The sequence below is a fragment of the Variovorax atrisoli genome, from assembly GCF_014195185.1.
Lineage (GTDB): Bacteria > Pseudomonadota > Gammaproteobacteria > Burkholderiales > Burkholderiaceae_C > Variovorax > Variovorax atrisoli.
This window is the reverse complement of the sequence record NZ_JACIBG010000004.1, coordinates 239329-265096: the sequence shown is the minus strand read 5'-3', so window position 1 is coordinate 265096 and position 25768 is coordinate 239329. Positions and strand designations below refer to the sequence as shown.

17 protein-coding genes and 1 pseudogene are annotated in these 25768 nt (G+C 68.7%); 4 read left to right on the top strand and 14 right to left on the bottom strand.

Features of this window, described 5'->3' with window-relative positions:
* Nucleotides 1-68: 68 nt before the first annotated feature.
* The gene (locus FHY06_RS16385) at nt 69-686 is read left to right on the top strand and encodes a class I SAM-dependent DNA methyltransferase (protein WP_132751962.1); all 618 of its coding nucleotides are present in this window, start codon (nt 69-71) and stop codon (nt 684-686) included.
* Between the two features lie 19 nt (nt 687-705).
* Here the strand turns inward: FHY06_RS16385 and FHY06_RS16380 are convergent.
* The 12 genes and pseudogenes from FHY06_RS16380 to FHY06_RS16325 all read right to left on the bottom strand — a co-directional run.
* A pseudogene (locus FHY06_RS16380) lies at nt 706-1344 on the bottom strand (ABC transporter ATP-binding protein); the annotation flags it as partial.
* A gap of 210 nt (nt 1345-1554) precedes the next feature.
* On the bottom strand, nt 1555-2310 hold the full coding sequence (locus FHY06_RS16375) for an ABC transporter ATP-binding protein (protein WP_019655514.1): 756 nt from the start codon (nt 2308-2310) through the stop codon (nt 1555-1557).
* Nucleotides 2307-3287, bottom strand: coding sequence for a branched-chain amino acid ABC transporter permease (locus tag FHY06_RS16370; RefSeq protein WP_184605790.1), 981 nt, complete (start codon nt 3285-3287; stop codon nt 2307-2309). The genes FHY06_RS16375 and FHY06_RS16370 overlap by 4 nt, the downstream gene beginning before the upstream one ends.
* Nucleotides 3284-4204, bottom strand: a complete 921-nt coding sequence (locus FHY06_RS16365) for a branched-chain amino acid ABC transporter permease (protein ID WP_184605789.1) — start codon at nt 4202-4204, stop codon at nt 3284-3286. The genes FHY06_RS16370 and FHY06_RS16365 overlap by 4 nt, the downstream gene beginning before the upstream one ends.
* Before the next feature lie 128 nt (nt 4205-4332).
* Entirely contained in the window at nt 4333-5538 is a 1206-nt protein-coding gene (locus FHY06_RS16360) for an ABC transporter substrate-binding protein (protein WP_126184046.1), read from the bottom strand.
* Nucleotides 5539-5693: 155 nt separating this feature from the next.
* Nucleotides 5694-5933 (bottom strand): F0F1 ATP synthase subunit C, encoded by a 240-nt coding sequence (gene atpE, locus FHY06_RS16355; RefSeq protein ID WP_012745530.1) that lies wholly within the window; start codon nt 5931-5933, stop codon nt 5694-5696.
* Nucleotides 5934-6292: 359 nt separating this feature from the next.
* Nucleotides 6293-10999 (bottom strand): RICIN domain-containing protein, encoded by a 4707-nt coding sequence (locus tag FHY06_RS16350; RefSeq protein WP_184605788.1) that lies wholly within the window; start codon nt 10997-10999, stop codon nt 6293-6295.
* 239 nt (nt 11000-11238) lie between these two features.
* Nucleotides 11239-12090 carry a class I fructose-bisphosphate aldolase gene (locus FHY06_RS16345; protein ID WP_184605787.1) on the bottom strand — a complete coding sequence of 284 codons (852 nt, stop codon included), beginning with the start codon at nt 12088-12090 and terminating at the stop codon, nt 11239-11241.
* Nucleotides 12091-12138: 48 nt separating this feature from the next.
* Nucleotides 12139-13152: an aldo/keto reductase gene (locus FHY06_RS16340; protein ID WP_240650010.1), complete on the bottom strand. Its 1014-nt coding sequence runs from the start codon at nt 13150-13152 to the stop codon at nt 12139-12141.
* Nucleotides 13149-14198: an ABC transporter permease gene (locus FHY06_RS16335; protein ID WP_019655521.1), complete on the bottom strand. Its 1050-nt coding sequence runs from the start codon at nt 14196-14198 to the stop codon at nt 13149-13151. The genes FHY06_RS16340 and FHY06_RS16335 overlap by 4 nt, the downstream gene beginning before the upstream one ends.
* A complete protein-coding gene (locus FHY06_RS16330; protein ID WP_405054317.1) occupies nt 14195-15718 on the bottom strand; it encodes a sugar ABC transporter ATP-binding protein in 1524 nt (507 codons plus the stop codon). Before FHY06_RS16330 ends, FHY06_RS16335 begins: the two co-directional genes overlap by 4 nt.
* Nucleotides 15715-16761: a substrate-binding domain-containing protein gene (locus FHY06_RS16325; RefSeq protein ID WP_019655523.1), complete on the bottom strand. Its 1047-nt coding sequence runs from the start codon at nt 16759-16761 to the stop codon at nt 15715-15717. The genes FHY06_RS16330 and FHY06_RS16325 overlap by 4 nt, the downstream gene beginning before the upstream one ends.
* A 180-nt stretch (nt 16762-16941) precedes the next feature.
* Between FHY06_RS16325 and FHY06_RS16320 the strand changes: the two genes are divergently transcribed.
* From FHY06_RS16320 to FHY06_RS16310, 3 genes are read left to right on the top strand one after another with little or no spacing between them, the layout of a single operon-like run.
* On the top strand, nt 16942-18474 hold the full coding sequence (locus FHY06_RS16320) for an FGGY family carbohydrate kinase (protein WP_184605786.1): 1533 nt from the start codon (nt 16942-16944) through the stop codon (nt 18472-18474).
* Nucleotides 18471-20240, top strand: coding sequence for a glycerol-3-phosphate dehydrogenase/oxidase (locus FHY06_RS16315; RefSeq protein WP_184605785.1), 1770 nt, complete (start codon nt 18471-18473; stop codon nt 20238-20240). Before FHY06_RS16320 ends, FHY06_RS16315 begins: the two co-directional genes overlap by 4 nt.
* Nucleotides 20237-20992: a GntR family transcriptional regulator gene (locus FHY06_RS16310; protein ID WP_019655526.1), complete on the top strand. Its 756-nt coding sequence runs from the start codon at nt 20237-20239 to the stop codon at nt 20990-20992. The genes FHY06_RS16315 and FHY06_RS16310 overlap by 4 nt, the downstream gene beginning before the upstream one ends.
* A gap of 191 nt (nt 20993-21183) precedes the next feature.
* Here FHY06_RS16310 and uvrA read toward each other — a convergent pair whose 3' ends face one another.
* Both uvrA and FHY06_RS16300 read right to left on the bottom strand, forming a co-directional pair.
* Nucleotides 21184-24189, bottom strand: a complete 3006-nt coding sequence (uvrA, locus tag FHY06_RS16305; RefSeq protein WP_311733706.1) for an excinuclease ABC subunit UvrA — start codon at nt 24187-24189, stop codon at nt 21184-21186.
* A 145-nt stretch (nt 24190-24334) separates the two neighbouring features.
* Nucleotides 24335-25726: a chloride channel protein gene (locus tag FHY06_RS16300; RefSeq protein ID WP_184605783.1), complete on the bottom strand. Its 1392-nt coding sequence runs from the start codon at nt 25724-25726 to the stop codon at nt 24335-24337.
* Between the last annotated feature and the right edge of the window lie 42 nt (nt 25727-25768).

Sequence of the window (25768 nt, the reverse complement as noted above, 5' to 3'; positions counted from 1 at the left end):
TTTCCTCGTGGGCCTAGACTGTCCATCCAGGTCCCGCCGGATGTCCGATGGGACCGGAAAGGCTGCTCATGAAGGTCCCTGCACAGGCGCTGGAGAGATCGCGCCGCACCATCCAGTCCTACGATGCGCATGCCCGCGAATACAACGCGATCGTGGCCGAGCACCCGCTGCAGCCCGAAATCGCGGATTCGATGCGGCGGATGATGGAGTACGTGCCCGCCGGCGGCAGCGTGCTCGAGATCGGCTCCGGACCGGGGCGTGACGCCGACTTCGTCGAATCCCTGGGCGCGGTGGTCCGTCGCACCGACGCGGCCCAGGCATTTCTCGATCTGCAGGCGCAGCGGGGCAGGAAGGGCGAGCTGCTCGACGTCGTCACCGATGCGCTGGGCGGGCCCTACGACGCGGTCCTCGCGATGTGCGTGCTGATCCACGTCGATCGCGTGCAGGTCGCCGCGGTGCTGCACAAGATCTTCGGCGCGCTCAGGCCCGGCGGCGTCTTCCTGGTGTCCATGCGCGTCGGCGAAGGCGAGAAGCACGGCGACTACCACACCGTGTGCTGGGAGAAGGAGCGGTTCGCCGCGGCGCTCGTGGCGGCCGGGCTGCATCCCTGCTGGGAGATGGAGCGCATCGGCCGCAACGACGAGGCCTGGGTCTACTTCCTGGCGCGCCGGCCGCAGCAGCCGTGAGCACGCGGCGAAGCCGCTGCTACACGCCCAGGTAGCGCGTCCACAACGACCGGTCGGCATCCAGCGCGGCCGAGTCGCCCTGCCACACCACGCGTCCGCGTTCGAGGATCACATGGCGGTTGGCCAGCGGCAGCAGGCGCTGCACGTACTTGTCGACCACCAGGATCGCCTCGCCTTCCGCCTTGAGCGTGGCGATGCAGTTCCATATCTCCTCGCGGATCACCGGGGCCAGGCCTTCGGTGGCTTCGTCGAGGATCAGCAGGCGCGGGTGCGTCGACAGCGCCCGCGCGATGGCCAGCATCTGCTGCTCGCCGCCCGAGAGCTGGTTGCCAGCGTTGGCCTTGCGTTCCGACAGGCGGGGGAACAGGCCGTAGAGCGCATCGAGTGTCCAGCGCGGCGCGCCGCCGGGGCGCGGCCTTGCGAAGGCGCGCAGGTGCTCGTCGACGCTGAGGTTCGGAAACACGTGCCGGCCCTCGGGCACGATGGCCACGCCGCGGCGCGCGATGGCGTCGGGCTTGTGGCCGCCGATGGCCGCGCCGCCGAAGTGCACGCTGCCGCGCATCGGCGGGAGCGTGCCAGTCAGCACCTTCAGCAGCGTGCTCTTGCCCATGCCGTTGCGCCCGAGCAGCGCGAGCACTTCGCCGGGGCGGATGTCGAGGTCGATGCCGAACAGCACCTGGCTTGCGCCGTAGCCGGCTTCGATGGATTTCGCTTCTAGCAGCATCTCGGTGTCTCGTCGTTCACGGCCGTTCGAAGCGGGCGTTTTCAGCTCGGGAAACACCGTGGAACCGGCTCCGCCGGGCCGCAGGTGTTGCCCCCGGAAGGGGGTGGGCGAAGCGACACGAAGTGCGCGCAGCCTGGGGGCGAGTCATGTATGCCCCTCTGCTTCGGTGCCGAGGTAGACGGCCTGCACGTCGGGGTGTCCCCGCACTTCGTCGGCCGTGCCGCTCATCAGCACCTTGCCCTGCACCAGCACGGTGAGCCGGTTGGCGAGGCGGAACACCGCGTCCATGTCGTGCTCGATCAGCAGGATGGCCATCGACGCGCGCAGCGATTCGATCAGCTCCACCATGCGCGCCGATTCGTCGGGGCCCATGCCCGCCATCGGTTCGTCGAGCAGCAGCAGCTTGGGTTCGGCAGCGAGCGCCAGCGCCACGTCGAGCGCGCGCTGCGCGCCGTGCGGCAGCGTGCCCGCGATGCGTGTGCGCTCGGCGCCGAGGCCGACGCGGTCAGCCAGCGCCATGGCGCGATCGACGAGGTCGCGCTCCTTCGCGCGCGGCGCCATGAAGCGCAGGCTGCTGCCCGCATGGGCCTGCGCCGCGAGCATCAGGTTGTCGTGCACGGTCTCCTTCGGGAACACGCGCGTCACCTGGAAGCAGCGCGACATGCCGGCGGCCACGCGCTGGTGGTCCTTCAGCTTCGTGATGTCGACCTCGTCGAGCAGGATGCGCCCGGCATCGGCCTTCAGCAGGCCGGTGATCAGGTTCACCAGCGTGGTCTTGCCGGCGCCGTTCGGTCCGATCAGCGCATGCACTTCGCCGCGTTCCACGGTGAGGCTCACATGGTCGGTCGCCAGCAGTCCGCCGAAGCGCTTGACCAGACCTTCGATTCTGAAAAGGCTCATGACTTGCTCCCTCGCCCCTCTGGGGAGAGGGTTGGGGTGAGGGGCATGCGGCGCTTGTACAGTGCGGCCAGTCCCTTGGGTGCCCACAACGCCACGGCGATCAGCAGCAGCCCCAGCGGCATGTGCCAATGCTCCGTGTGCTGCTTCAAGGCTTCTTCGAGCACCAGCCAGACGGCGGCACCCACCGGCCCGCCCCAGCTGCGCCCGAGCCCGCCGATGACCACCATCACCAGGAGCGTGGCCGACTGCGTCCAGTGCATCGTCGCCGGGCTGACGAAGCCGTTGCCGCCTGCGAGCAGGGCGCCGGCCAGCCCCGCGATGGCGCCCGCGATGGTGAAGGCCACCAGCTGCAGCCGGAACACCGGATAGCCCAGCGCCCGCATGCGCGTCTCGTTGTCGCGGATGCCCATCAGCGCATGGCCGAAGCGCGAGCGCGTCGCGCGGTGCAGCCACCACAGCGCGAGCGCCACGATCGCCAGCACCACCCAGTAGAAGTTCGCCTCGCTGCCCAGGTCGAGGCCCGGCAGCAGCGTGGGGCGCGACATCAGCGTGTAGCCGTCGTCGCCACCATAGCGGCGCAGCGACACCACCACGAAGTACAGCATCTGCGCGAAGGCCAGCGTGGTCATGATGAAGTACACGCCGCGCGTGCGCAGCGCCACCGTGCCGATCAGCGCGGCGACGATGCCGGCCACGAGCGCGGCCGCGGGCCACATGAGCCAGCCCGACATCACGCCCGCGTCGCTGAGCGCCACCACCGTGTACGCCCCCACGCCGATGAAGCCCGCGTGCCCCAGCGCCACCATGCCGCCGAAGCCGAGGATGAAGTTGAGGCTCGCGGCCGCCAGCGCCACGATGAGCACGCGCCGCACGAAGCCGATGTAGAACTCGAGCCCGAAGACGGGCGCGACCAGCGGAAACGCCGCGAGCAGCACGAAGAGCAGCCCGAGGCCGATGTAGCTTGACGATGTCTTCATGCGCGTGCCGAGAAGAGCCCGGAGGGCCGGAAGATGAGGACGACCACCATCAGCGCGTACATCGCGACCTCGGCGAACAGCGGGCCCAGGTCGGCCGCGGTCGAAGGCGGCAGCGTGGCGCGCAGCAGCATCGGCACGAAGGCGCGGCCCACGGTGTCGACCACGCCCACGAGCAGTGCGGCCACGAAGGCGCCGCGCACCGAACCGATGCCGCCGATCACCAGCACCACGAGCGCCGGAATCAGGATCGCCTCGCCCATGCCGACCTGCACCGCGACGATGGGCCCCATCAGCGCGCCCGCCAGCGCGGCCAGCGCCGCGCCGAGAAGGAACACTCCGTTGAAGATGCGGCCCACGCGCACGCCCATCAGCTCGGCCATGGGCCGGTCGGACGCGCCCGCGCGCACCCGCATGCCGATGCGCGTGTGGTTCACCAGCAGGTACAGCGCCAGCGCCACCAGCAGGCCGCCGACGAGAATCACGAGGCGATAGGCCGGGTAGGGCAGGCCCTCCACGAGGTCGATCGGGCCCGAGAGCGCGGCGGGCGTCGGCGCCATCACCGGCGAAGGGCCCCAGGCCATCTTCACGATGTCGTCGGCCACCAGGATCACGCCGAAGGTGGCGAGCACCTGCGCGAGATGGTCGCGCGTGTAGAGCCGCCGCATCAGCAGCACCTCGAGCAGCAGCGCCACCACCACCGTGACTGCCACCGCGATGACGATGGCCGCCGAGAACGAGCCGGTGCGCGTGTGCGCCTCGGCCGCCACGTAGGCGCCGGCCATGAAGAGCGAGCCGTGCGCCAGGTTCAGCACATCCATGATGCCGAACACCAGCGTGAGCCCCGCAGCCAGCAGGAACAGCATCAGCCCGTAGCCGAGGCCGTTGAGCAGCTGCTCGAGAACAAGAATTCCACTCATAGAACCATCAGGAGGGTTGCCCGCATTCATTCGGGAGACACCGAGGAACCGGCTTTGCCGGGCCTCAGGTGTCGCCCCCGGTAGGGGGTGGGAGAAGCGACACGAAGTGCGCGAAGCCTGGGGGCGAGCTACTTCAGCCCGCACTTGTCGGCGTAGGAGTCGCCGTAGTTGGTCAGCACCGTGTTGATCAGCTTGTTCGTGACCTTGCCCTGTGCGTCCTTGCCGATCACGCGCAGGTAGAAGTTCTCGATGGGAAAGTGGTTGTTCGCGTACTTGAAGCTGCCGCGCGTCGATGCGTAGTTGGCCTTCTTCAGCGCGGCCACCACGGCCTCGCGGTTCTGCGCGTTGCCGCCGGCCTGCTTCACGGCGGCGTCCATCGCGAGGATCGCGTCATAGGCCTGCGCCGCATACACCGACGGGTAGCGGCCGTTGTATTCCTTGCGGAACGCGGCCACGAATGCCTTGTTGGCGGCGTTGTCGAGGTCGTGCGCCCAGTGCGAGGTGTTGAACAGGCCGAGCATGGGCTCGCCCACGGCGCCGATCACGTCCTCGTCGGCCGAGAAGCCGCTGGTCACGAGCGTGATGTCCTTCGACAGGCCCGCACCCACGAACTGCTTGATGAAGTTGATGCCCATCGCGCCGGGCAGGAAGAAGTAGATCGAGTCGGGCTTGGCCGCGCGCAGCTGCGCGAGTTCGGCCGCGTAGTCGATCTGGCCGAGCTTGGTGTAGAGCTCGTCGGCCACCTGGCCCTTGAACTGGCGCTTGAAGCCGCCCAGCGCGTCCTTGCCGGCCGGGTAGTTGGGAGCGATCAGCACGATCTTCTTGAAGGCCCGGTCCTGCGCGAACTTGCCTGCGGCCTCGTGGAACTGGTCGTTCTGGTAGGCGGTGCCGAAGAAGTAGGCATTGCACTGCGCGCCGGCGAACTGGCTCGGGCCGGCGTTGGCCGAGAGATACGGCACCTTGGCGTTGAAGAGGGTCGGGCCCACGGCCAGCGCCACGTTGGAGCCGATGGGGCCGCTGAACAGGTCGATCTTGTCGCGCTGGATCATGCGGTCGACCAGCTGCTTGGCCTGGTCGGGGCTGCCGGCCATGTCGGCCTGCACGAACTCGACGTCCTGCCCGCCGAGCTTGCCGCCCAGCTGCTTGATGCCGAGCGCGAAGCCGTCGCGCGCCTCGGCGCCCAACGCCGCGAAAGGTCCGGAGATGTCGAGGGCCAGGCCCACCTTGACGGGGGCGGCGGTGGCGGACACCGCGGTGGCGAGGACCGAGCCGCACAGCAGCAGCGAGAGCAGGGTGCGCGGCAGCGCGGGCGACTTCGGGGGCAGGTGGCGCATGGATTCTCCGGCGGGAAGGATGCAGACAACGCACCGGCACCGCCCCATGCGGCACCGGCGACATCAAACCGTTGATAGCTAAATACTTTAGCTGTAAACAATTTGGTGTCAACAGTGCTAGCACGAATGGTGCCAATGCGCCGTCTCCTTCCTGCTCAGCCGAAGGGGTTGGCGGTCGCGAACCACAGGCCGATGCCGGTGGCGATGATGAACGCGCCGTCGGTCACGCCCGCCACCAGGAAGAACTTGGTCTGCAGCGTGTCGACCAGCTCGGGCTGGCGCGCGGTGCTCTCGAGGAACTTCTGGCCGACCAGTCCGATGCCCAGGCACGAGCCGAGGGCTGCGACGCCGATCAGCAGGGCCACTGCGAGGGGAAGGATGTTGAAGCCGGTCATGTGTTTTCTCCTGGTTGGTTGGTGAATCGAGGCACTGGTTGCTTCCTCGATGGACGTACTTTCCCAGAGCGCCTGCGCACGGTCCATGACGTGGGAGGTCATGGCCGGCGCGCAGCAGATGCAACGCCACAAAGAAAAAAAGCCGCCCGTGAAAACGGGCGGCTCCTTCGTGGAACATCGCGGAACCGGCTTCGCCGGGCCGCAGGTGTTGCCCCCGGAAGGGGGTTGGCGAAGCGACACGAAGTGCGCGAAGCCTGGGGGTGAGCCCAGTGCCACCGCGGAACCGGTTTAGCCGGGCCGCAGGTGTTGCCCCCGGAAGGGGGTGGCGAAGCGACACGAAGTGCGCGAAGCCTGGAGGTCTACTGAAGCTGCGTCCAGTTCTGGTTGTTGCCGCCGTTGCAGGTCCAGGTGATCAGCGCCGTGTCCTGCGTCGTCGCATTGTTCGGCACGTCCAGGCACGAGCCCGAGGCCCGGTTGCGCAGGGTCGAGCCGACCAGGCTCCACTGCGTGGTGTTGCCGGCCGAGCAGGCCAGCTGCACCACCGCGGCGTTGGTCGTCGCGGTGCCGCTCTGGGCCAGGCAAAGGCCGCTGTGCTCGACCTTGAACTGCACGAAGCCGTCGTTGGTCTGCGTCATGGTGAAGCGCTCGTTGCCGTCGTTGCCGCACGGCCACTGCACCACCGTCGCGCCGCTCGCCGTCGAGGCGCCGCGGACGTTCACGCACAGGTTGCTGTGGTTCGAGCGGATGCGCGAGACCACCGGCGTCGGGTCGTTGTCAAGCGATCGCACGTATTCGCGCAGTGCCACCACGTCGTTGGCCGGCAGGCTGGAGGCATTGCCGTGGCCGCTCGTGAGAACGTCCTGCAGCGTGGCCGCCTGGCCGTTGTGGAAGAACGCGGTGGTGTTCCAGGTGCCCAGCAGCGTCGGCGTGTCGAAGCCCACGCCCGCCAGCGGCTGGTTCAGGCCCTTGCCCGAGGACGCCTGGATCGTGCCCACGTCATGCCGCACGCCGTCGCGGAAGGTGGCACCGGTGTGGCAGGTCGCGCACTGGGCCGTGTTGAACACGGTCTGGCCGCGCGCCGCGTCCACGCTGAGGCTGCCGTCCGCCGCACGCGCCGGGCTGCGCATGTACTTGGTCAGCGAGCTCAGGTAGGCCGCGAGGTCGTCGAGCTGCGCGCTCTTGCCGGCCTTGGGCGCGCCCAGCGGGTCGGAGGTGGCCGCGAAGTCCGCGTTGGTCAGGAAGCCGAGGCCGCCGAACTCGTTGCGGATGTCGTTCTCGAAGTCCTGCACTTCGTCGAAGTTGGCCGTCCAGTGAAGCTTGCCGTGGCCCAGTCCGCGCCGGCCCTGCAGGCTGATGGTGCGGCGCAGGCCTTCGCCGCGCTGGGTGAAGTCCCACACCATGCCGTCGTCGCCGCCGTCCGCATGGCAGCTCGCGCAGGAGATGTAGTTGTCCTTGCTCATGCGGCGGTCCGACGCGTTGTAGAACACCTGCTTGCCGCGCAGCGCCGCCGCCGACATGGGTTCCGCCGCCACGGTCGACACCGTCTGCAGGAAGGTCGGCACATTGTTTTCCGACGAGAGCACCGATGCCACGTCATGCACCGTCACCGAGCGCGCCAGGAAGTTGTTGACGAACAGGCGCTTGCGCACCGCGTCGAGGTACAGGCCGTGCGGCGCGCTGCTGGCGTTGATCTCGCCGCGCACCGCGCGGCTGTACGGATCGACGATGGCGACGCGGTTGCCTTCCATCTGCGCGACGAACAGGTAGTCGCCCGAGGGAGAGAACAGGGCCGCGCGCGCCGGCGCCCGGTCGTCGAAGTCGATCTGCTCGGCGAACACCTCCGCCGCGGTCTGCAGGTTGACCTGCGACAGGATGGAGCGCACCGTCTGGTCGTGCACCAGGTTGTTGCCGTCGCGGAATTTGCCGCGCACGATGTTGTCCTTCTTCGAGGGCAGCACCGCACGGGCGCCGTCGGGCGAGATCACCACCTGGCTCAGGTAGTTGGCCACGCCGCGCGCACGGTTCTCGGTGTCGATCGTGGTGGTGTCCACCGGCAGCGCGATCGTGCTCATGGCGCTCATGCTCTGCAGGTTCACCTTGTGCAGCTGGCCGCCCGTCATCTTCGACTTGAAGCGCGTGACGTAGGCCACCTGCGAGCCCGACTCGACCGCGATGCCGCGCAGCGCGCCGTCGAGCGCGACCGCGCCGGTGGTGGCGCCGGTGCTCGGGTTGAAGCTCATCAGTATCGACTTGCTCTCCATCGTCAGCAGGCCCTTCGTGCCGTCGGGCGTGAAGGCCACGCCGTAGGGGCCGCTGCCATAGGCCAGCGGCACGGTGGCCGAGAGGCTTCCGTCGGCGGCGTTGAGCGCCACCAGCTTGTCCTCGCCCTGCACCGTGACCCAGATGCGCCCGTCGGGGCCCACGGCCAGCGTCTTCGGCTCGTCGCCCACGCGCACTTCCCAGCGCTTGACGAGGCTCTGCGAGTCGATGGCGGCGACCGTGCCGCTGTCGGGGTTGACCGAATACACCGAGTTCGCGTCGCCCGCGATGTTGGTGCTGTGCGTCGGCGCGTTCGGCGTCACCGGCATGATCACCGTGAGGTTGTAGGTGTAGAAGGTCTCGCGGCCGCTGGCGTCCTTCACCGTCAGTGTCACCGTGAAGTGGCCGGGGCGCGTGTAGGTGTAGGTGTAGTTCGGCTGGTTCGCGTAGGCGGTCTGCGTGCCGTCGCCGAAGTTCCAGCGGTACTGCGCGCCGCTGCTGCCCAGCGTGGCCGGGTTGAACACCAGCTGGCCGTTGACCAGCTTCGGACCGCCGCCGATGCCGGGGTCGCCGATGATGGCCTGGCTGCGCAGCGTGCTCACGTCGGTGTCGCTCAGCACGCGGCCGTAGACGCGCACTTCCGCCAGCGTGCCCTTGAAGAGCGCCGTGTTGCCCTGGATCTGGCCGAGCACGGCGAACTTGTTCGACAGGCCCTTGTTGCCTGTGGGGCCGGTGGAGGTGGTCTTCACGCCGTCCACGTACAGGGCCTGCGCGCCGGAGGCGGCGTCGCGCGTCATCACCACGTGGTGCCAGTTGCCGTCGTTCACCGCCGCGGTGGAGACGGTGCCGGCATCGTTGCCCACCGAGAGCTTGATGCGCCCGCCGTTGTCGAGCCAGCCCCAGAAGACATCGTCGGCGCCGCCGGACTGGTCGCGTCCGAAGATGCCGGGCGCCGTCCAGGAGTTGGCTCCGCCGGCCTGCGTGGTCTTCATGTAGAGGCTCACCGAGGCGCTGCCGCCGAGCACGGTCGCCACGCTGTCGCTCTTGAGCGTCACGCCCGCCGTGCGGTTCGCGAAGTTCAGGCCGATGCTCTCGAAGGCGTCGCCGGTGGCGGGCGTGCCGTTGTTGTTGCCGATCTGGTCGGAGAGGTTGCCCGCCAGCGTCCAGTGGTGCATCAGGCCGATCTCGGCGGCGTTGCCGGTGTGGAACACCGACTTGTAGTCCGCGGCGATGGCGTTGCCCGCATAGTCCTTCACGCCGTTGGCCGGCAGGAACACTTCATAGCTGGTGCCGGGCTGCAGCGGCTGCGCGGGGTGGAAGTTGATGATGCCCAGCTGCACGCTGTAGGTGCCCGCCAGCGTGTTGCCGCCCACCGGGCGCACGATGAAGGTGTTGGAGTTCACGCTCTCGGGCAGGATGCTGTCGCTCATGCCCAGGCCGATGCGCGAGGTCAGCGCCTGCTGCTTCGCGTTGTTGGCGGGCGAGACCTGCCGCACCTCCGGCTTGGTGGTGTCGGGGTCGACCTGGTGCACGATGAAGCCGCTGCCCGAGCCGTGGTCGTTGCCCACGAACACCAGGTTGCCGAAGACGGCGACCTGGCCGTTGTCCGAGTGCGAGAAGTTCGGATCGTCCTCGCGCAGGATGCTGCCGCGGCCCACCTCGACGTGGTTCAGCGGATTGCTCACGTCGACCTTGTGGATGCGCGTCTGCGCGCCCTGGAAGACGTAGCTGTCCTGCGTGGCGCAGTAGAGCTGCTCGTCGACGACGAGGCGGTTGTCCTCGGCCACGAACTTGGACCGGTCGCTCAGGTCGTAGCTGTACATCTTGGCGCCGCCGCCGCGCGCCGATGCGTGCAGGGTCTTGCCGTCGAAGCAGGTGGCGTAGTAGTTGGGGTTGGAGCCGATCGCGTCCAGCACCTTGGGGTTCAGCGGATCGGAGATGTCGAGGCTGGAGAAGCCCGCGGTGTTGTCCATCGAGCTCAGCACCATGTGGTTGCCGATGGTGAAGATCGGGCCGACGCGGAAGCCGCCGAGTTCGCCCGTGGGTACCGGGTTGGGCTTGTTCGCGCCGCGGTTCGCCACCACAGCGTTGGCCGGGTCGGAGGCATCGACGATGAAGATGCCGCGGCCCGCCGAGGCCACGTACACGTAGGGCGCCTGCCACCACAGCTGCCAGGCCACGTTCTCGTAGTCGCCGCCGTTGACGCCGGGCAGCGCGAGCTTCTTCACCTGCTTGATGTCGTTGACGTCGGTGAAGTCCCAGAATTCGATGCCGTTGATGCTGGGCAGCGTGACGTAGGTCTTGCCGCCGATCTTCGCGGTGCCGAAGGAGTGCGTCTCGCGGAACTCCTGCGTGCGGCCCTCGGGCTCGTAGATCTTCTTCACGAGCTTGATCTGACGGGGGTTCGAGATGTCGTACAGCAGGAAGCCGCCCGGGCCGAGGCCGCTGTCCGGCGCGAAGGACGTCAGGAAGTAGCCGTTGATCATGATGCCCGCGTTCATGCCGTAGTCCTTGCGGCCCGGGTAGGTGGCGGGCACCTCTCGCGACTCGTAGGCGCTGCTGTGCGCCGGGTCCAGCGGGTGCGCGGCGCTCGTGATCATCGAGACCGGCTTGAACAGCTCCGCCGAGGTGTAGGTGAGATTGCCCAGGCCGGGCCCCTGCAGCGGCAGCGGGTCGGCCACGGCTTCGGCCATCGCCGTCGCCATGTTGCTCAGGGTCGTCATCGGACTGACCCCGGTGATTGCCGCGTGCGTCAGCAGCGTGACGAACGGCAGCAGGAACGCCATCAAGTAATACCGGATTTTCATCGTTGCCTCCAGGTTGTTTGAAGTCCGCAGGGGAACCGTTTTCTTCTTGGCCAACTAACTTCCGTGTCCGTCTTGTCTTGTTGTCTTCTTGTCTCTCTCTTCTCTTCCTTGCCGCCTGCCGCGCGTGGGATGGAAAACGCGCGCGCAGGACGCACCCCGGCGGGCGACGCATCCGCCGCCCGCCGTGAGGCTTTTTCTTCCTTGTTTCCTCCTCCTAGAGAGGGCGCGTCTTCGTCATGTCATTTCGCGCCACCCGATTCGTAGATGTCCCATGCCTCCTTGGCGCTCGCGCCGCGGTGGATCATGGCCATCAGCGCGTCCACCACCGCCGACGGATCGCCGTGTTGGTAGACGTTGCGCCCGTACACCATGCCGACGGCGCCTTCGTCCATCAGCACGCGCGAACGCGCGAACACCTGCTGCAGGTCCTCGCGGCCGCCGCCGCGCACGAGCACTGGGCAGCGCGCGGCCTGCACCACGCGGTGGAAGTCCTTGGGATCCGTGGTGGGGTCGGCCTTGACGATGTCTGCGCCCATGTCGCGCGCCAGGCGCACGAGCGTGACGATCTTCTCGGCATCGCCGTCCACCGAGTAGCGGCTGCCGGCCGACGGTGCCTGCATCACCAGCGGCTCGATCATCAGCGGCATGCCGTAGCGGTCGCAGTCGGCGCGAACGCGCGCGATGTTCTGCACGCACTGGCGGAACAGGTCGGGCTCGTCGGGCAGCATGAAGAGGTTGACCACCACGCAGGCGGCATCCTGCTGCACGGCGGGCAGCACCGGGTCGTGCTCGTTCTGCAGCACCGCCCACATCACTCGGTGGCGCGTGGCGTTGTAGGGGTTGCCCATGTCGATGCGCATCACGAGGGCAGGCTTGTCGCGGCCCGGGCGGTCCTGCAGCAGGTCCGACTGGCCGTAGTTGAGCTGGATCGCGTCGGGGCGCGCGGCCACGAGGCGTTCCATCACCGCGGGCATGTCCTCGAGGCCTTCGAGGAAGGTGGGCTCGTTGCACACGCCGTGGTCGAGCGCGATGTCCAGGCAGCGCCCGTTGTTGAGCAGCCGGTTCAGGCGTGCGGTCTTGTCCTTCGACATACGGAGAGAAGTCCTTGCTTGTTGATGTGTGACAGAAGAGAGGAGGGCTCAGCCGAGCGAGCCCAGGTGCCTGCTCGCGGCGCCGTCGATCAGCTCCAGCGCCGCGTCGTGCAGGCGCACCGAGCCGGCGCCCGCGTTCTCGATGGCCTGCTTGCTCGCGCGAGCGCCGCACAGCGCCACCGACACGCTGCCGCGCGCCAGCGTCCAGGCGATCATGAGTTGGCCGAAGGAGCATTCGAGCTGCCGGCGCAGCGGCTCCAGTTCCTCGAAGAAGGCCTTTAGCTTCGCGCGGTTGTCGGCGCTGAAGCGCGGGTTGGTCGCGCGCTGGTCGTCGCCGGTGAACTTGCGCTCGGGGTCGATGGGGCCCGCGAGCAGGCCCAGCGCGAGCGAGGAGTAGCCCAGCACCGCCACGTTGTTCTCCGTGCAAAGCGGCACCAGCGTCTGCTCGATCTCGCGGTCGATCAGGCTGTAGCGTTCCTGCGCCGCGTCGACCGGGCCATATTGCAGGTATTCGGCCAGGGTCTCGGGGCTCACGTTGCTCACGCCGATGGCGCGGATCTTTCCCTGCTTCTTGAGCTCGAGCAGCGCGTCCATGGTCTCGGCCACGGGCGTGGTGGCGTCCTGCCAGTGCGTGATGTAGAGGTCGATGTAGTCGGTCTGCAGGCGCTTCAGGCTCTCTTCTGCCTCGTGGATGATCGACTCGCGCCCGAGGTAGCGGTACACCGGGTGGCCGTCTTCTTCGAAGAAGTGCGTTCCCTTCCGGGTGTGCCACACCAGCCCGCACTTGGTGGCGATCACCGCCTCGTGGCGGCGGCCCTTCAGCGCGGTGCCGACGATGCTCTCGGAGCGGCCCAGCCCGTAGGCCGGCGCGGTGTCGATCAGGTTCACGCCCGCATCCAGCGAGGCCTGGATGGCGAGCACGGCGGCCGCGTTGTCGCCGCCGCCCCACATCCATCCGCCCATGGCCCAGGTGCCCAGGCCGATGGCCGAGCATTCGATGCCCGAGGGGCCGAGGGTGGTCTTCTTCATGGCCGATGCGTTGCTGGTGCTGATGTTGTTCATCGCTTGGTCTTTCTCGTGTTCATGAGGTGGTCGATGGTCACGGCCGCGAGCAGGATCACGCCCTTGATCACGTCCTGCCAGTAGGGCGAGACGTCCAGCAGGATCAGCGAGCTGGTCACCACCGACAGCAGCGCCAGGCCCAGCACCGCGCCGAGCACCGTGCCAGAGCCGCCCTTGAGGCTGGCGCCGCCGATCACCGCTGCGGCGATCACGTTGAGCTCCATGCCCACGCCGAAGGTGGGCGTGGCGGCGCCGAAGCGCGCGGTGTAGATCACGCCCGCGAGGCCGGCCGATGCGGCGCACAGCACCGTGACCCAGAACTTGACGTGGCCCACGCGGATGCCCGAATACAGCGCCGCCTTCTCGTTGCTGCCGGTGTAGAACACGCGGCGCAGCAGCGAGGAACGGCGCAGCACGAAGTCGCTCACCACCACGATCGCCAGGAAGATCAGGATCACCGCCGGAACGCCGAAGAGCGTGCCCTGGCCGATGAACTTGAACTCGGCCGGCAGCGAGAACAGCGACTGCGGCGTGCCCTGCGTGAGCGCCAGGCACAGGCCGCGCACGATCACCATGAAGGCCAGCGAGGCGATGAAGTGGTTCAGTCCGATGCGCGTGACGCAGCCGCCGATCATCGCGCCGATCATGGCGCTGGCCGCGATAGCGATGAGCCCCGCCGTCCACGGATCGAAGCCCATGAGGAAGAGCTTGCCGGTGATCACCATCGCGAAGCACACCACCGAGCCCACCGACAGGTCGATGCCGCCGACGATCAGCAGGATGGTCATGCCCACCACCACGATGCCCTCGATGGAGAACGACAGCAGCATCGCGCGCACGTTGTCCCAGGTGAGGAAGTAGGGCGATGCGAAGCTCATGCCCACGCACAGCGCGGCGATGATGATCAACAGGCCCAGCTCGCGCATGCTGGCGAGCCTGCTGGCGGGTTTCACGGGGCCTCCTTTCGTTCCTCCTCCTGATCCCTCGGTCGTCTGCGGCGGCGTCAGGCCCGCGGCGCCCGCGTCCAGTTGTGCTGGGTAGTTCATGCTGTCGTTTCCTCTTCGCAAAGTCCGGAGGCCAGCCGCAGCAGGGCCTCTTCCGTCATGTCCTTGTCTTGCACCTCGCCGGCGAGCCGGCCGTCGCGGATCACCAGCGCACGGTCGCACAGGCCGATGATCTCGGGCAGCTCCGAGGAGATCACGATCACGCCCACGCCCTGGCTGGCCAGGTCGCGCAGGATGTGGTGAATCTCCGACTTGGCGCCCACGTCCACGCCGCGCGTGGGTTCATCCATCAGCAGCACAGACGGGTTGGTGGCCAGCAGCTTGGCGATGGCCACCTTCTGCTGGTTGCCGCCCGACAGGCTCGCCACGTCGATGTCCACGCCGTCCGACTTGAGCTTGAGCCGCGCGCCGAGGCTCACGGCCAGCTTGTGCTCGGCGGCGCGCTGCAGCAGGCCGAAGCGCGAGCTCACGCGCGCGAGCGCCATCGACGCGATGTTCTGCGCGATCGGCAGTTCCAGGTACACGCCCGCCGCCTTGCGGTCCTCGCTGAGGTAGGCGATGCCTTCGCGCAGCGCGTCGCTGTACTTGCGGATCGTGAGCGGCCTGCCGCGCAGCCGCACGCTGCCGCTGCGCGCGGTGCGCAGGCCGCAGATGGTCTCCGCGAGCTCGCTGCGGCCGGCGCCCATCAGCCCCGCGATGCCGAGGATCTCGCCGCGCCCGAGCCTGAACGACACGCCGTGCACGCGCTCGCCGTCGGCGATGTCGGTCACCTCCAGCACATGCTCGCCCGATGCCGGTTCTTCCTGCTTCGGCGGGTAGTAGTTGCCCAGGTCGCGCCCGACCATGCGTCGCACCAGGCCGTCGGCATCGAGCTCGGCCAGCGGGCCGGTGTGCACGTGGCGGCCGTCGCGCAGCACGGTGACGCTGTCGCAGTGCGCGAAGATCTCCGCCATGCGGTGGCTGATGTAGATGATGCCGATGCCCTGCGCCTTGAGGTCGTGCAGCACCCGGAAGAGCGCGGCCGATTCGTTGTCGGTGAGCGCGGCCGTGGGCTCGTCGAGGATCAGCACCTTGCAGTCGAGCGTGAGCGCCTTGGCGATCTCGATGAGCTGCTGCGTGGAGATGCTCAGGTCCTTCACCAGCGCGGCGGGGTCGATGTCCTGCCCCAGCCGCTGCAGCACCTTGGCGGCGCGTTCGTCGAGGCTCGCGTAGTTCATCCACGCGCTCCTGCCGGCGTTGATCTCCGGCATGAAGATGTTCTCGGCCACCGTGGCGTCGCCGCACAGGGCGATCTCCTGGTGGACCAGGCCGATACCCAGGCGCATCGCGTGCGCGGGGCCGTCGATCACCACCTTCTTGCCGTCGAGCGAGATCGTGCCCTCGTCCGGCTGGTGGATGCCGTCGATGATGTTCATCAGCGTGGACTTGCCCGCGCCGTTCTCGCCGCAAAGGGCGTGGATCTCGCCGCGGCGCAGCGAGAAGTCCACGCCCGTGAGCGCGCGCGAAGCGCCGAAGCGCTTGCTGATGCCGCGCAGTTCGAGCAATGCGCCCACTGCGTTCACTCGCCGATTCCCTTGGTGCCCCGGCGGGCGAGGTACTTGTCCCAGTAGAAGTCGTCGGCGTTGGCCTTGCTGACCACCGACAGGCCGTTGTCCAGGAAGGGCACCGACATCGGGTTGGTGCCGTTGCGCTTGGCGTCGTTCATCGGGTCGATGAGGCCGGGGTTCTTGGCCAGGAACAGCATCATCATGCCCATGTAGCCCTGCATGCCCTGGTTGGGGTTGATGGCGCCGAACACGTCGCCCGACTTGATCATGTCGAGGATCTTGGCGTTCACGTCGCAGCACATCACCTTGATGTTCTTTTTGGTCTCCACCTTGGCCTGCGCCGCGCCGAGGGCCGAGTTGGCCTCGGGCATGAACAGGGCGCCCAGGTTCGGGTTGGCCTGCGCGAGGCTCAGCACCGCCTGGTAGGCCTTGTTCGGGTCCTGGTTGCTGGCTGCGCGGCCCACCAGCTTCATGCCGGGGTGCTTGGTCTTCATGCGGTTGATGAAGGCGGCGATGCGGCGGTCGTGGTTGTCCTGGCCGGGGTTCTCGAGCACCGCGTATTCGCCCTTGCCGCCCAGCGACGCGGCGATGGCGTCGGCCGCCTGGTTGCCCTCGCGGTCGTTGTCGGAAGTGACGAAGGAGGTGCGCTTGGAGTTGGGCGAGTCGGCCGCGAAGGTGACGACCGGGATGCCCATCGCCGCGGCGCGGTTGATCGGCTCGATGAACGGGTCGGGGTTCATCGGGTGCAGCAGGATGCCCGCGGGCTTGCGCGCCAGCTCCTGCTCGAAGGACGCGAGCTGCTTGTTCACGTCGTACTCGGGCGTGCCGGTGTAGCGGGTGCGAACGCCGAGCGTGCGGCCGAGCTGCTTCATCATTTCGTAGACCGGAAACCAGTACTCGACCCCCGACACCATCACGTTCATCACGTAGACGTCGCTGGGATTGCCGCGCAGGCCGCCGCCGGCGGCGGGGGCAGCCGCCTGCTGCTGCGCGAATGCGCTCGCGCCGGCCAGGCCGATGCCGGCGGCCGCGGCGGACTTCAGGAAATTACGCCTCATTCTTTGTCTCCTCACGTTGGGTGCACAGCTTGTGGATGCCGCTTTTCAGGGCAGCTCTCGGAACCGCTTTGTCACATCAGTTGTTATGACAGGCTAGAATGTACGCGCTGGCCATTTGGAGGGATAACTAGGGGAAACGCTACTGGCAGGCCGCTTTTATTCAGCCGAAGCTGTTATGACATGAAGCCCAACATACTGATCGGCATCGACATGGGGTCGAGCAGCCTGAAAGCCCTGGCCCTCGAAGCCGGGAACGGCCGCAGCGTCGCCCTGTCACGAATGCCATTGCCGCACGACCGGCTGCCCGGAGGGGGATGCGAAGTGGGGGCCGCGGCCATCCGCGCCGCATTGACCCACGTGCTGCGCGACGTCGCCCATCAACTCGGAGACCGCGTGTCGGAGGTCCGCGCCATCGGCTGCACCGGCCACGGCGCCGGGCTCTATGCGCTCGACGCGCGCAACGAGCTCGTGGGCGGACGGGCCGTCGCCTCCACCGACCAGCGCGCCGACGCGCGCGCCCGCTCCCTCGCGCTCGGCCACGGCCCGGCACTCTTCGCCGACGTGGGCTGCCAGCCCTGGCCCGGCCAGCCCACGGTGATCGCGGCCGAGCTGCTGGGCACCGACGCCGTGCAGCGCGGCGCGGTGCGCCGGCTGATGTTCGCGAAGGACTACCTCGGCTTCCTGCTGACGGGCGAGGTCGCCACCGACGCCAGCGACGCGAGCACGGCCGGGCTGGTGTCGATCGAAACGGGCACGTGGTCGCAGGCGGCCTTCGATGCCTCGGGCATCGCCGATCTCGGGCCGCGCGTCTTCGGCCCGCTGGTGCCCAGCGGCGAGATCGTCGGCAGGCTGCGGCCTTCGGAGGCCGCGCTGTGCGGCCTGCCCGCGGGCATTCCGGTGGCGATGGGCGCCATCGACCTGCTGGCCTCGATGACCGCGATCTGCGCCGAAGGGCGCTCGCGCGCGGTGTCGGTCTTCGGCACCTGGTGCGTCAACGCCGTCATCGGGCCGGTGATCGAGCCCAAGCCCGCCGTGGCCGCCGTCGTCAACTTCGGCCGCGAGGACAAGCGGCTCTACATGGAGAACAGCCCCTCCTCGATGGCTAACATCGCATGGCTGGCCGGCGTGCTCGGCCTGCCCGATGCGCGTGCGGTGGTCGACCTCGCGATGTCGGTGCCGCTGGGCGCGGGCGGGCTGCGCTTCCTGCCGTTCGTGAACGGAGGCGGCGGCGTGACCGCGGGCTTCGTCGGCCTCAAGAGCCATCACACGCGCGGCGACATGGCGCGCGCGGTGGTCGATGCGGTCGCGGCGCTGCATGCGCGCCACATCGCGCGGCTCGCGGCCTGCGGGCTGCCTGTGTCCGCGTGCACCGTGCTTGGCGGCGGCGCGAGCGACACGCGCCTCGTGCGCCTGCTCGCGGGCCTGCTCGGCCATCCGGTCGAGCGCTGCGCCGACGACGAGACCGGGGCGCGCGGCGCCGCCATCTACGCCGCCATGTCGCAGGGCATCGACCGAGCGGAGCAGGGCAGCGCGCTGCTCGCGCCCTGCGACACCGTCGAGCCCGACGCCGCCCTGGCGCGCGCCCATGCCGACTTCAACGCCGGCTTCAACGAACTGATCGACACCATGTCTCCTGTGTTTTCCCATCTGGCGGGCGGCGTGACGGCCGCCGCCGGCAGCACCGCAGCGCGCAGCGCGGAGGTCTCCCGATGAGCGCGTGGCAACTGCCCTTCGTGCGCCCCGCGTCGCTCGCGGACCGACATTTCTCCACCGTCATCGTCGGCGCCGGCATCAACGGCGTGGGCGTGTTCCGCGACCTGTGCCTGCAGCGCGTGGACTGCCTCATCGTCGACAAGGGCGACTTCAGCGCGGGCGCCAGCAGCGCGCCCTCGCGCATGATCCACGGCGGCCTGCGCTACCTGGAGAACGGCAGCTTCTCGCTGGTGGCCGAGGCCACGCGCGAGCGCAACCTGCTGCTGCGCAACGCGCCGCACCTGGTGCAGCCGTTGAAGACGGTGGTGCCGCTGTCGAGCTTCTTCGGTGGGCTCATGAGCAGCGCGCTGAAGTTCTTCGGCCGCAAGCCGCCGCAGCGCACGCGCGGACTGCTGGCGGTGGCCGCGGGCCTTCGCCTGTACGACCTGCTCGGCCGCCGCCAGCGCGTGATGCCCAACCACCGCATCAGCCGCGTTCCCCCGGGCGACCGCAGCCTGTTCCGCTCGGCGGTGCGCTGGACGGCCACCTTCTTCGATGCGTGGATCAGCCACCCCGAGTGGCTCATCCTCGAACTCATCGGCGACGCCTGCCGCGACCAGCCGCGATCGGCCGCGGCCAACTACTGCCGAGTGATGGGCTGCGCCGGCAACATCATCACGCTGCGCGACGAGATCACCGGCGCGCTGGTGCGCGTGACGGCCGACACCGTGGTGAACGCCAGCGGCGCGTGGCTCGACCGCAGCACTGCGGTGCTCGGCGGTGCCGGCCCGCGCGTGATGGGCACCAAGGGCTCGCACCTCGTGCTCGACCATCCCGCGCTGCGCGACGCGCTGCAGGGCCGCATGGCCTACTTCGAGGCGGTGGACGGGCGCGTGTGCATCGTCTACCCCTTCCTCGACCGCGTGCTGGTGGGCTCCACCGACATCCCCGTGGACGACCCCGACAGGATCGAGACCGAGCCCGAGGAGGTCGACTACCTGCTCGAAGTGCTGGCAGAGGTGTTCCCCAACCTGCGCTTCGGCCGCGGCGACGTGGTCTACACCTACGTCGGTGTGCGGCCCCTTGCGCGCTCCGACGCCGACAAGCCGGGGCAGATCTCGCGCGACCACTCGGTGGTGCTCGATCCGCCCAGCGCCACGCGCGACATTCCGGTCGTCGGCCTCGTCGGCGGCAAGTGGACGACCTTCCGCGCGCTCGCGGAAGAGGCCGTCGACGAAGTGCTGAAGCAACTGGGCCGTCCGCGCACGGCATCGACGGACATGCTGCCGATCGGCGGCGGCGCCGAGCTGCCGGCCGATGCGCAGGCGACCGAGCGTTTTCTCGATCGCCTGGTCGCCGCCTCCGGCATGAGCCGCACGCGCGCGCAGGTGCTGCTGAAGCGCTATGGATCGAAGGCCCTGCCGCTGGCGCAGCGCCTCTCCGCATCGGGCGACATGCCGCTGCGCCACGCGCCCGGTTATTCGGTGGCCGAGCTTTCGTATCTCTGCCTCGAGACCGGCGTGGTGCATCTCGACGACCTCGTGATCCGCCGCACGCTGCTGGCCATCCGCGGGCTGGTCACCGACGCCGCGCTCGCCGAGATCGCAGGCATCGCCGCCGATGCGCTGGGCTGGGACGCTGCGCAGCAGCACGCCGAGCTGCACGCCTGCGCCACTGCGCTGCGCGAGCGCCACGGCGTGCGGCTTTCGCCGGTGGCCGCCGATGCACCGGCGTCTTTCGATGCATCATTGATGACTCCTCAGGCCCTGGGCCAAGCTTCGACGTGAACTCTCCGACCGAAATTTCGACCGTGCTCGACCGCGACTCCGAGTCCCCGCTGTGGGCCCAGTTCCGCGACGCGCTTCGCATGCAGATCCTGCAGGGCGTGCTGCCCATCGGCGCCAAGCTGCCGTCCGAGGCCGAGCTGGGCGAGCAGTTCGGCATCTCGCGCATCGTGGTGCGCGAGGCGCTGGCCGACCTCGTGCGCAACAACCTCATCTACAAGATCAAGGGCCGCGGCGCCTTCGTGTCGGCGCGCGAGCGCGACGAGGACTTCGTCTCCACCGTGCTCGGCTTCTCCGACGAGATGGAACGCAAGGGCCGCTCGGTGCGCACGCAGATCCTCACGCAGGAACTGCGCGCGCCCACCGAGCAGGAGGCCGCCTCGCTCGGCCTGACCGACGACACGCAGGTGGTGGCGCTCAAGCGCCTGCGCAGCGTCGACGGCGAACTGCGCTTGCTGGTGGAGACCGTGGTGCCCGCCGACCTGGCACCCGGCCTGCACCGCACGCGCCTGGACGACCGCTCGCTCTACGACGTGCTGCGCCGCCAGTACGGCCTGCGCCTGGTGCGCGCCGAACGCTGGATCGACGCCGTGCTGCCCGACGCCGAGACCTGCGACCTCCTCAACCTGCCGCAGCCGGAGCCGCTGCTGCGCATCGAATCGATCGCCTACGGCGCCAACGGCCGGCCGCTGGAGCACTACCGCGCGCTGCACCGCTGCAAGACGAGCCGCCTGCACGTGCAGACGACGACTTGAGAGGCAGGATCAGGAGCGCGCAGCCGGACGCAGAGGACGCGAAGGTTTCGCGAGGGGCGCGAAAGGAAAACACAAGAATGTTTTCGGTCTCTTCTTCGACCTCTGCGTGATCTTCGCGTCCTCTGCGTCCGGAGGTCTGATCCCTTCAGCGCCCGCACAGTCCATGAACGGCCTGCAGGCGCCAGCAGCGGCTACTTCTGCTCCAGCAGCCGCTTCAGGTAGCGCCCCGTATGGCTCGCCTCGTTCGCCGCGATGTCCTCCGGCGTGCCCTGGCCCACCACCGTGCCGCCGCCGGCGCCGCCTTCGGGGCCCATGTCGATCAGCCAGTCGGCGGTCTTGATGACGTCGAGGTTGTGCTCGATGACGACGATGGTGTTGCCCGCGTCGCGCAGCTGGTGGAGCACCTTCAGCAGCAGCTCGATGTCTGCGAAGTGCAGGCCGGTGGTCGGTTCGTCGAGGATGTAGAGGGTGCGGCCGGTGTCGCGCTTGCTGAGTTCGAGCGCGAGCTTCACGCGCTGCGCCTCGCCGCCCGACAGCGTGGTGGCCGACTGGCCCAGCTTGATGTAGCTCAGGCCCACGTCGAGCAGGGTGCGCAGCTTGCGCTCGATGGTGGGCACGGCCTTGAGGAAGTCGTGCGCGGCCTCGACCGTCATCTCCAGGATCTGCGCGATGTTCTTGCCCTTGTAGAGCACTTCGAGCGTCTCGCGGTTGTAGCGCTGGCCGTGGCAGACCTCGCAGGGCACGTACACGTCGGGCAGGAAGTGCATCTCGACCTTGACGACGCCGTCGCCCTGGCAGGCCTCGCAGCGCCCGCCCGCCACGTTGAAGCTGAAGCGCCCCGGGCCGTAGCCGCGCTCGCGCGCGGTGTTGGTCTCGGCCATGAGTTCGCGGATGGGCGTGAACAGGCCCGTGTAGGTGGCCGGATTGCTGCGCGGGGTCCGGCCGATGGGGCTCTGGTCGACGTTGATGACCTTGTCGAAGTACTCGATGCCTTCCACCGACTCGTGCGCCGCCGGCTCCTCGTGCGCGCGGTAGAGCGTGCGCGCGACCGCCGTGTAGAGCGTGTCGTTCACCAGCGTGGACTTGCCCGAGCCCGACACGCCCGTCACGCAGGTCAGCAGGCCGACGGGGAAGGCCACGCTCACGTTCTTGAGGTTGTTGCCCGTGGCGCCGACCACGCGGATCTCCTGCAGGTCGGTCTGCGTGGCGAGGTGCGCGGCCTCGCGTGCGGCGCGGCGCTCGGCGGCGGGGCTCGGCGGAAAGCGCGGGGGCTTCCTGCCTTCATGGAAGGCGGGCTGCTTCGTCGAAGGCAGCCACGCGGTGCGGTGCTTCGGCACCTCGATCCTGCGCGCGCCCGAGAGGTACTGGCCGGTGAGCGAGTCGGGGTTGGACGAGACCTCGGCGCAGGTACCCTGCGCCATCACGCGCCCGCCGTGCACGCCGGCGCCGGGGCCCATGTCGATCACGTGGTCGGCGGCGTGGATCATGTCCTCGTCGTGCTCGACCACGATCACGCTGTTGCCGATGTCGCGCAGGTGCTTCAGCGTGCCGATGAGGCGGTCGTTGTCGCGCTGGTGCAGGCCGATGCTGGGCTCGTCGAGCACGTACATCACGCCGGTGAGGCCGGAGCCGATCTGCGAGGCGAGGCGGATGCGCTGCGCCTCGCCGCCCGACAGCGTCTCGGCGCTGCGGTCGAGGCTCAGGTAGTTCAGGCCCACGTCGTTGAGGAACTTCAGGCGCAGCCCGATCTCGCGCACCACCTTCTCCGCGATCTCGGCCTTGGCGCCGCGCAGCTTGAGCTTCTCGAACCAGCCGAGCGAATCGCGCAGCGTGAGGCGGCTGAGCTCGAAGATCGCCATGCGCGGGCGCTCGGTGCCGTTGTCCGCGCCGCTCTCGTCGACCAGGAACACGTTGCGCGCCTCGGGGCGAAGGCGCGAGCCGCCGCAGTCGGGGCAGGGCTGCATGTTGCGGAAGCGCGCGAGGTCCTCGCGCACCATCACCGAGTCGGTCTCGCGGTAGCGCCGCGTCATGTTCGGGATGATCCCCTCGAAGGGGTGCTTCTTCGTGAGCTTCTTGCCCGCGAAGTTGCCCGACTCCATGGTGTAGTTGAACTTGATCTCCTCGGCGGCAGAGCCGTACAGCAGCACCTGCTGCACCGAGGCCGGCAGCGATTCGAAGGGTGCGTCGACGTCGAACTTGTAGTGCTTGGCGACGCTCTCGATCATGCTGAAGTAGTAGCCGTTGCGGCGGTCCCAGCCCTTGATGGCGCCGCTGGCGAGCGACAGCGACGGAAAGGCCACCACGCGCGCCGGATCGAACACCTCGCGGCTGCCCAGGCCGTCGCAGGTCGGGCACGCGCCGACGGGCGAGTTGAACGAGAACAGGCGCGGCTCCAGCTCCGACAGCGAGTAGTGGCAGATCGGGCAGGCGAACTTGGCGTTGAACAGGTGCTCCTTGTCGGGAGCGCCTTCCGCGCCCAGTTCCAGCGCGATCGCGCGGCTCTCGGCCAGGCGCAGCGCGGCCTCGAAGCTCTCGGCCAGGCGCTGCTGCATGTCGGGACGCGCGCGAAGGCGGTCGATGACGACGTCGATGTCGTGCTTCTCGGTCTTCTTGAGCTTGGGCAGGTCGTTGTATTCGTAGATCTGCCCGTCGACGCGGAAGCGCACGTAGCCGGAGGCCTGCATCTCGGCGAAGAGCTCGACGAACTCGCCCTTCTTCTCGCGTGCCACGGGCGCCAGGATCATCAGGCGCGGCTCGTTGGGAATCGCCAGCACCGCATCGACCATCTGCGACACCGTCTGCGCCTGCAGCGGCAGGTGGTGGTCGGGGCAGTAGGGCGTGCCGGCGCGCGCGTAGAGCAGGCGCAGGTAGTCGTGGATCTCGGTCACCGTGCCCACGGTGGAGCGCGGGTTGTGGCTGGTGGCCTTCTGCTCGATGCTGATCGCGGGCGATAGGCCCTCGATCACGTCGACGTCGGGCTTGTCCATGAGCTGCAGGAACTGCCGCGCGTAGGCCGAGAGGCTCTCGACGTAGCGCCGCTGCCCTTCGGCATACAGCGTGTCGAAGGCAAGGCTCGACTTGCCCGAGCCCGACAAACCGGTGATGACCACCAGCTTGTTGCGCGGGATGTCGAGATCGACGTTCTTCAGGTTGTGCGTGCGCGCGCCGCGGATGCTGATGCGCTGCTGCGCCAGCACTGCGCCGAGGTAGGTGTTGCGTTCGAGTTCCGCGTCGCGGGCGCTTTCCGCGTCGGCTTCGCTACGGGCGGTGGGTGCGGTGGCTTTTGAATTCAAGGCAGGCGATCGTCCGAGGGCAACCGGACATGATAGACCGCCCACGATTTCATGGCGAGCCGGAGGGAACCGGCGGTTCGGACTTCGGGGTTTCTGCAGGCGGCGGGTGCACCGCTTCGGTGCCGGCGGAGGTGCTGATCGCGCGGCTCACCATGTGCTCGGCCAGCGTGTCGTACAGCGGCCGGCTGATCATGCGCGAGACCAGGCTGGCCAGCATCGCGGCGGCCATCAGGCTCAGCACCATCGAGTGGCCGTCGACCATCTCCATCACGATGATGAAGGCGGTGAGCGGCGCCTGCGTCACCGCCGCCAGGAAGCCGGCCATGCCCATGGCGATGAGCGCCGGCCCGTGCTCGCTGGCGGCCAGGCGCGCCACCGCGTCGCCGATGCCCGCGCCGATGGACAGCGACGGCGCGAAGATCCCGCCCGGCACGCCGCACCACGCCGTGAGCCAGGTGGCGACGAACTTGAGCACCGTGTAGAGCGGCGTGAGCTCGTCATGCCCCTGCAGCATCTGCTTGACCGCCTCCGAGCCCGCGCCGAAGGTGACGCCGCCCGTGACCAGCCCGATGACGGCCACAGCCAGTCCGCCGACGGCCGCGAAGCGCACCGGAAAGCGCGCCCGCCAGCGGTTTAAGCGCCCGGCCGTGCCGGTAAGGGAGGCGATCAGCAGCCGCGCGAACAGCCCGCCCGCGGCGCCACTCAACAGCGTGACCAGCAGGCCCGGCCCGAGCACGTCCCAGCCCAGCCGCGGCACGCGGATCACGCCGAAGTAGCTGACGTTGCCGAAGGCCGAGACCGCCACCAGGCCGGCCAGCACGATCGCCGTGATGATCAGCCCGCTGGAGCGAGCCTCGAGCCGGCCCGACAGCTCCTCGATGGCGAACACCACACCCGCCAGCGGCGCATTGAAGGCCGCCGCGATGCCGGCCGCGCCGCCGGCCACCAGCAGCGCGCGCCCGTCGATGGCCGTGTTGGGCGAGAGCCAGCGCCGCGCGTGCTGCATCACGCCCGCCGCCACCTGCACGGAGGGGCCCTCGCGCCCTATCGACAGGCCGGCCGCGAAACCGGCCACGCCCAGCCCGATCTTCGCGACCGTCAGCCGCAGCGAGGCGAACACGAAGCGCCGCTCGTCGGGCAGGGCCGGGTGCAGCGCGGCCTTGATCTGCGGGATGCCCGAGCCGCCCGCGCCGGGAAAGAAGCGCAGGGTGAACCAGACGATGCCGGCCGTGATCAGCGGCGTGGTCAGCAGCAGGGCCCAGGGCCAGGCGCGGTAGAAGCGGTGGAACTGGCCGAAGACCCAGTCGCTGGCCAGCGTGAAGCCCACCACGAAGAGGCCCGCCGCGATGGCGTAGCCCAGCACGATGGCACGGTCGAGCCAGATCCGCCCGCTGGACAGCTCGGCGCGCAGATGCTCGAAAAAGTCGGGTTCGCGATTCATCGGTCCGGGCCATTCTGGCACCTCAGGGGATTGCGGGCAGTC

What these genes read in the sequence shown, in the direction of transcription:
- FHY06_RS16385 (WP_132751962.1), top strand. Translation starts at nt 69, where the DNA reads ATGAAGGTCCCTGCACAGGCGCTGGAGAGATCGCGCCGCACCATCCAG.
- FHY06_RS16375 (WP_019655514.1), bottom strand. Translation starts at nt 2,310, where the DNA reads ATGAGCCTTTTCAGAATCGAAGGTCTGGTCAAGCGCTTCGGCGGACTG.
- FHY06_RS16370 (WP_184605790.1), bottom strand. Translation starts at nt 3,287, where the DNA reads ATGAAGACATCGTCAAGCTACATCGGCCTCGGGCTGCTCTTCGTGCTG.
- FHY06_RS16365 (WP_184605789.1), bottom strand. Translation starts at nt 4,204, where the DNA reads ATGAGTGGAATTCTTGTTCTCGAGCAGCTGCTCAACGGCCTCGGCTAC.
- FHY06_RS16360 (WP_126184046.1), bottom strand. Translation starts at nt 5,538, where the DNA reads ATGCGCCACCTGCCCCCGAAGTCGCCCGCGCTGCCGCGCACCCTGCTC.
- atpE (WP_012745530.1), bottom strand. Translation starts at nt 5,933, where the DNA reads ATGACCGGCTTCAACATCCTTCCCCTCGCAGTGGCCCTGCTGATCGGC.
- FHY06_RS16350 (WP_184605788.1), bottom strand. Translation starts at nt 10,999, where the DNA reads ATGAAAATCCGGTATTACTTGATGGCGTTCCTGCTGCCGTTCGTCACG.
- FHY06_RS16345 (WP_184605787.1), bottom strand. Translation starts at nt 12,090, where the DNA reads ATGTCGAAGGACAAGACCGCACGCCTGAACCGGCTGCTCAACAACGGG.
- FHY06_RS16340 (WP_240650010.1), bottom strand. Translation starts at nt 13,152, where the DNA reads ATGAACAACATCAGCACCAGCAACGCATCGGCCATGAAGAAGACCACC.
- FHY06_RS16335 (WP_019655521.1), bottom strand. Translation starts at nt 14,198, where the DNA reads ATGAACTACCCAGCACAACTGGACGCGGGCGCCGCGGGCCTGACGCCG.
- FHY06_RS16325 (WP_019655523.1), bottom strand. Translation starts at nt 16,761, where the DNA reads ATGAGGCGTAATTTCCTGAAGTCCGCCGCGGCCGCCGGCATCGGCCTG.
- FHY06_RS16320 (WP_184605786.1), top strand. Translation starts at nt 16,942, where the DNA reads ATGAAGCCCAACATACTGATCGGCATCGACATGGGGTCGAGCAGCCTG.
- FHY06_RS16315 (WP_184605785.1), top strand. Translation starts at nt 18,471, where the DNA reads ATGAGCGCGTGGCAACTGCCCTTCGTGCGCCCCGCGTCGCTCGCGGAC.
- FHY06_RS16300 (WP_184605783.1), bottom strand. Translation starts at nt 25,726, where the DNA reads ATGAATCGCGAACCCGACTTTTTCGAGCATCTGCGCGCCGAGCTGTCC.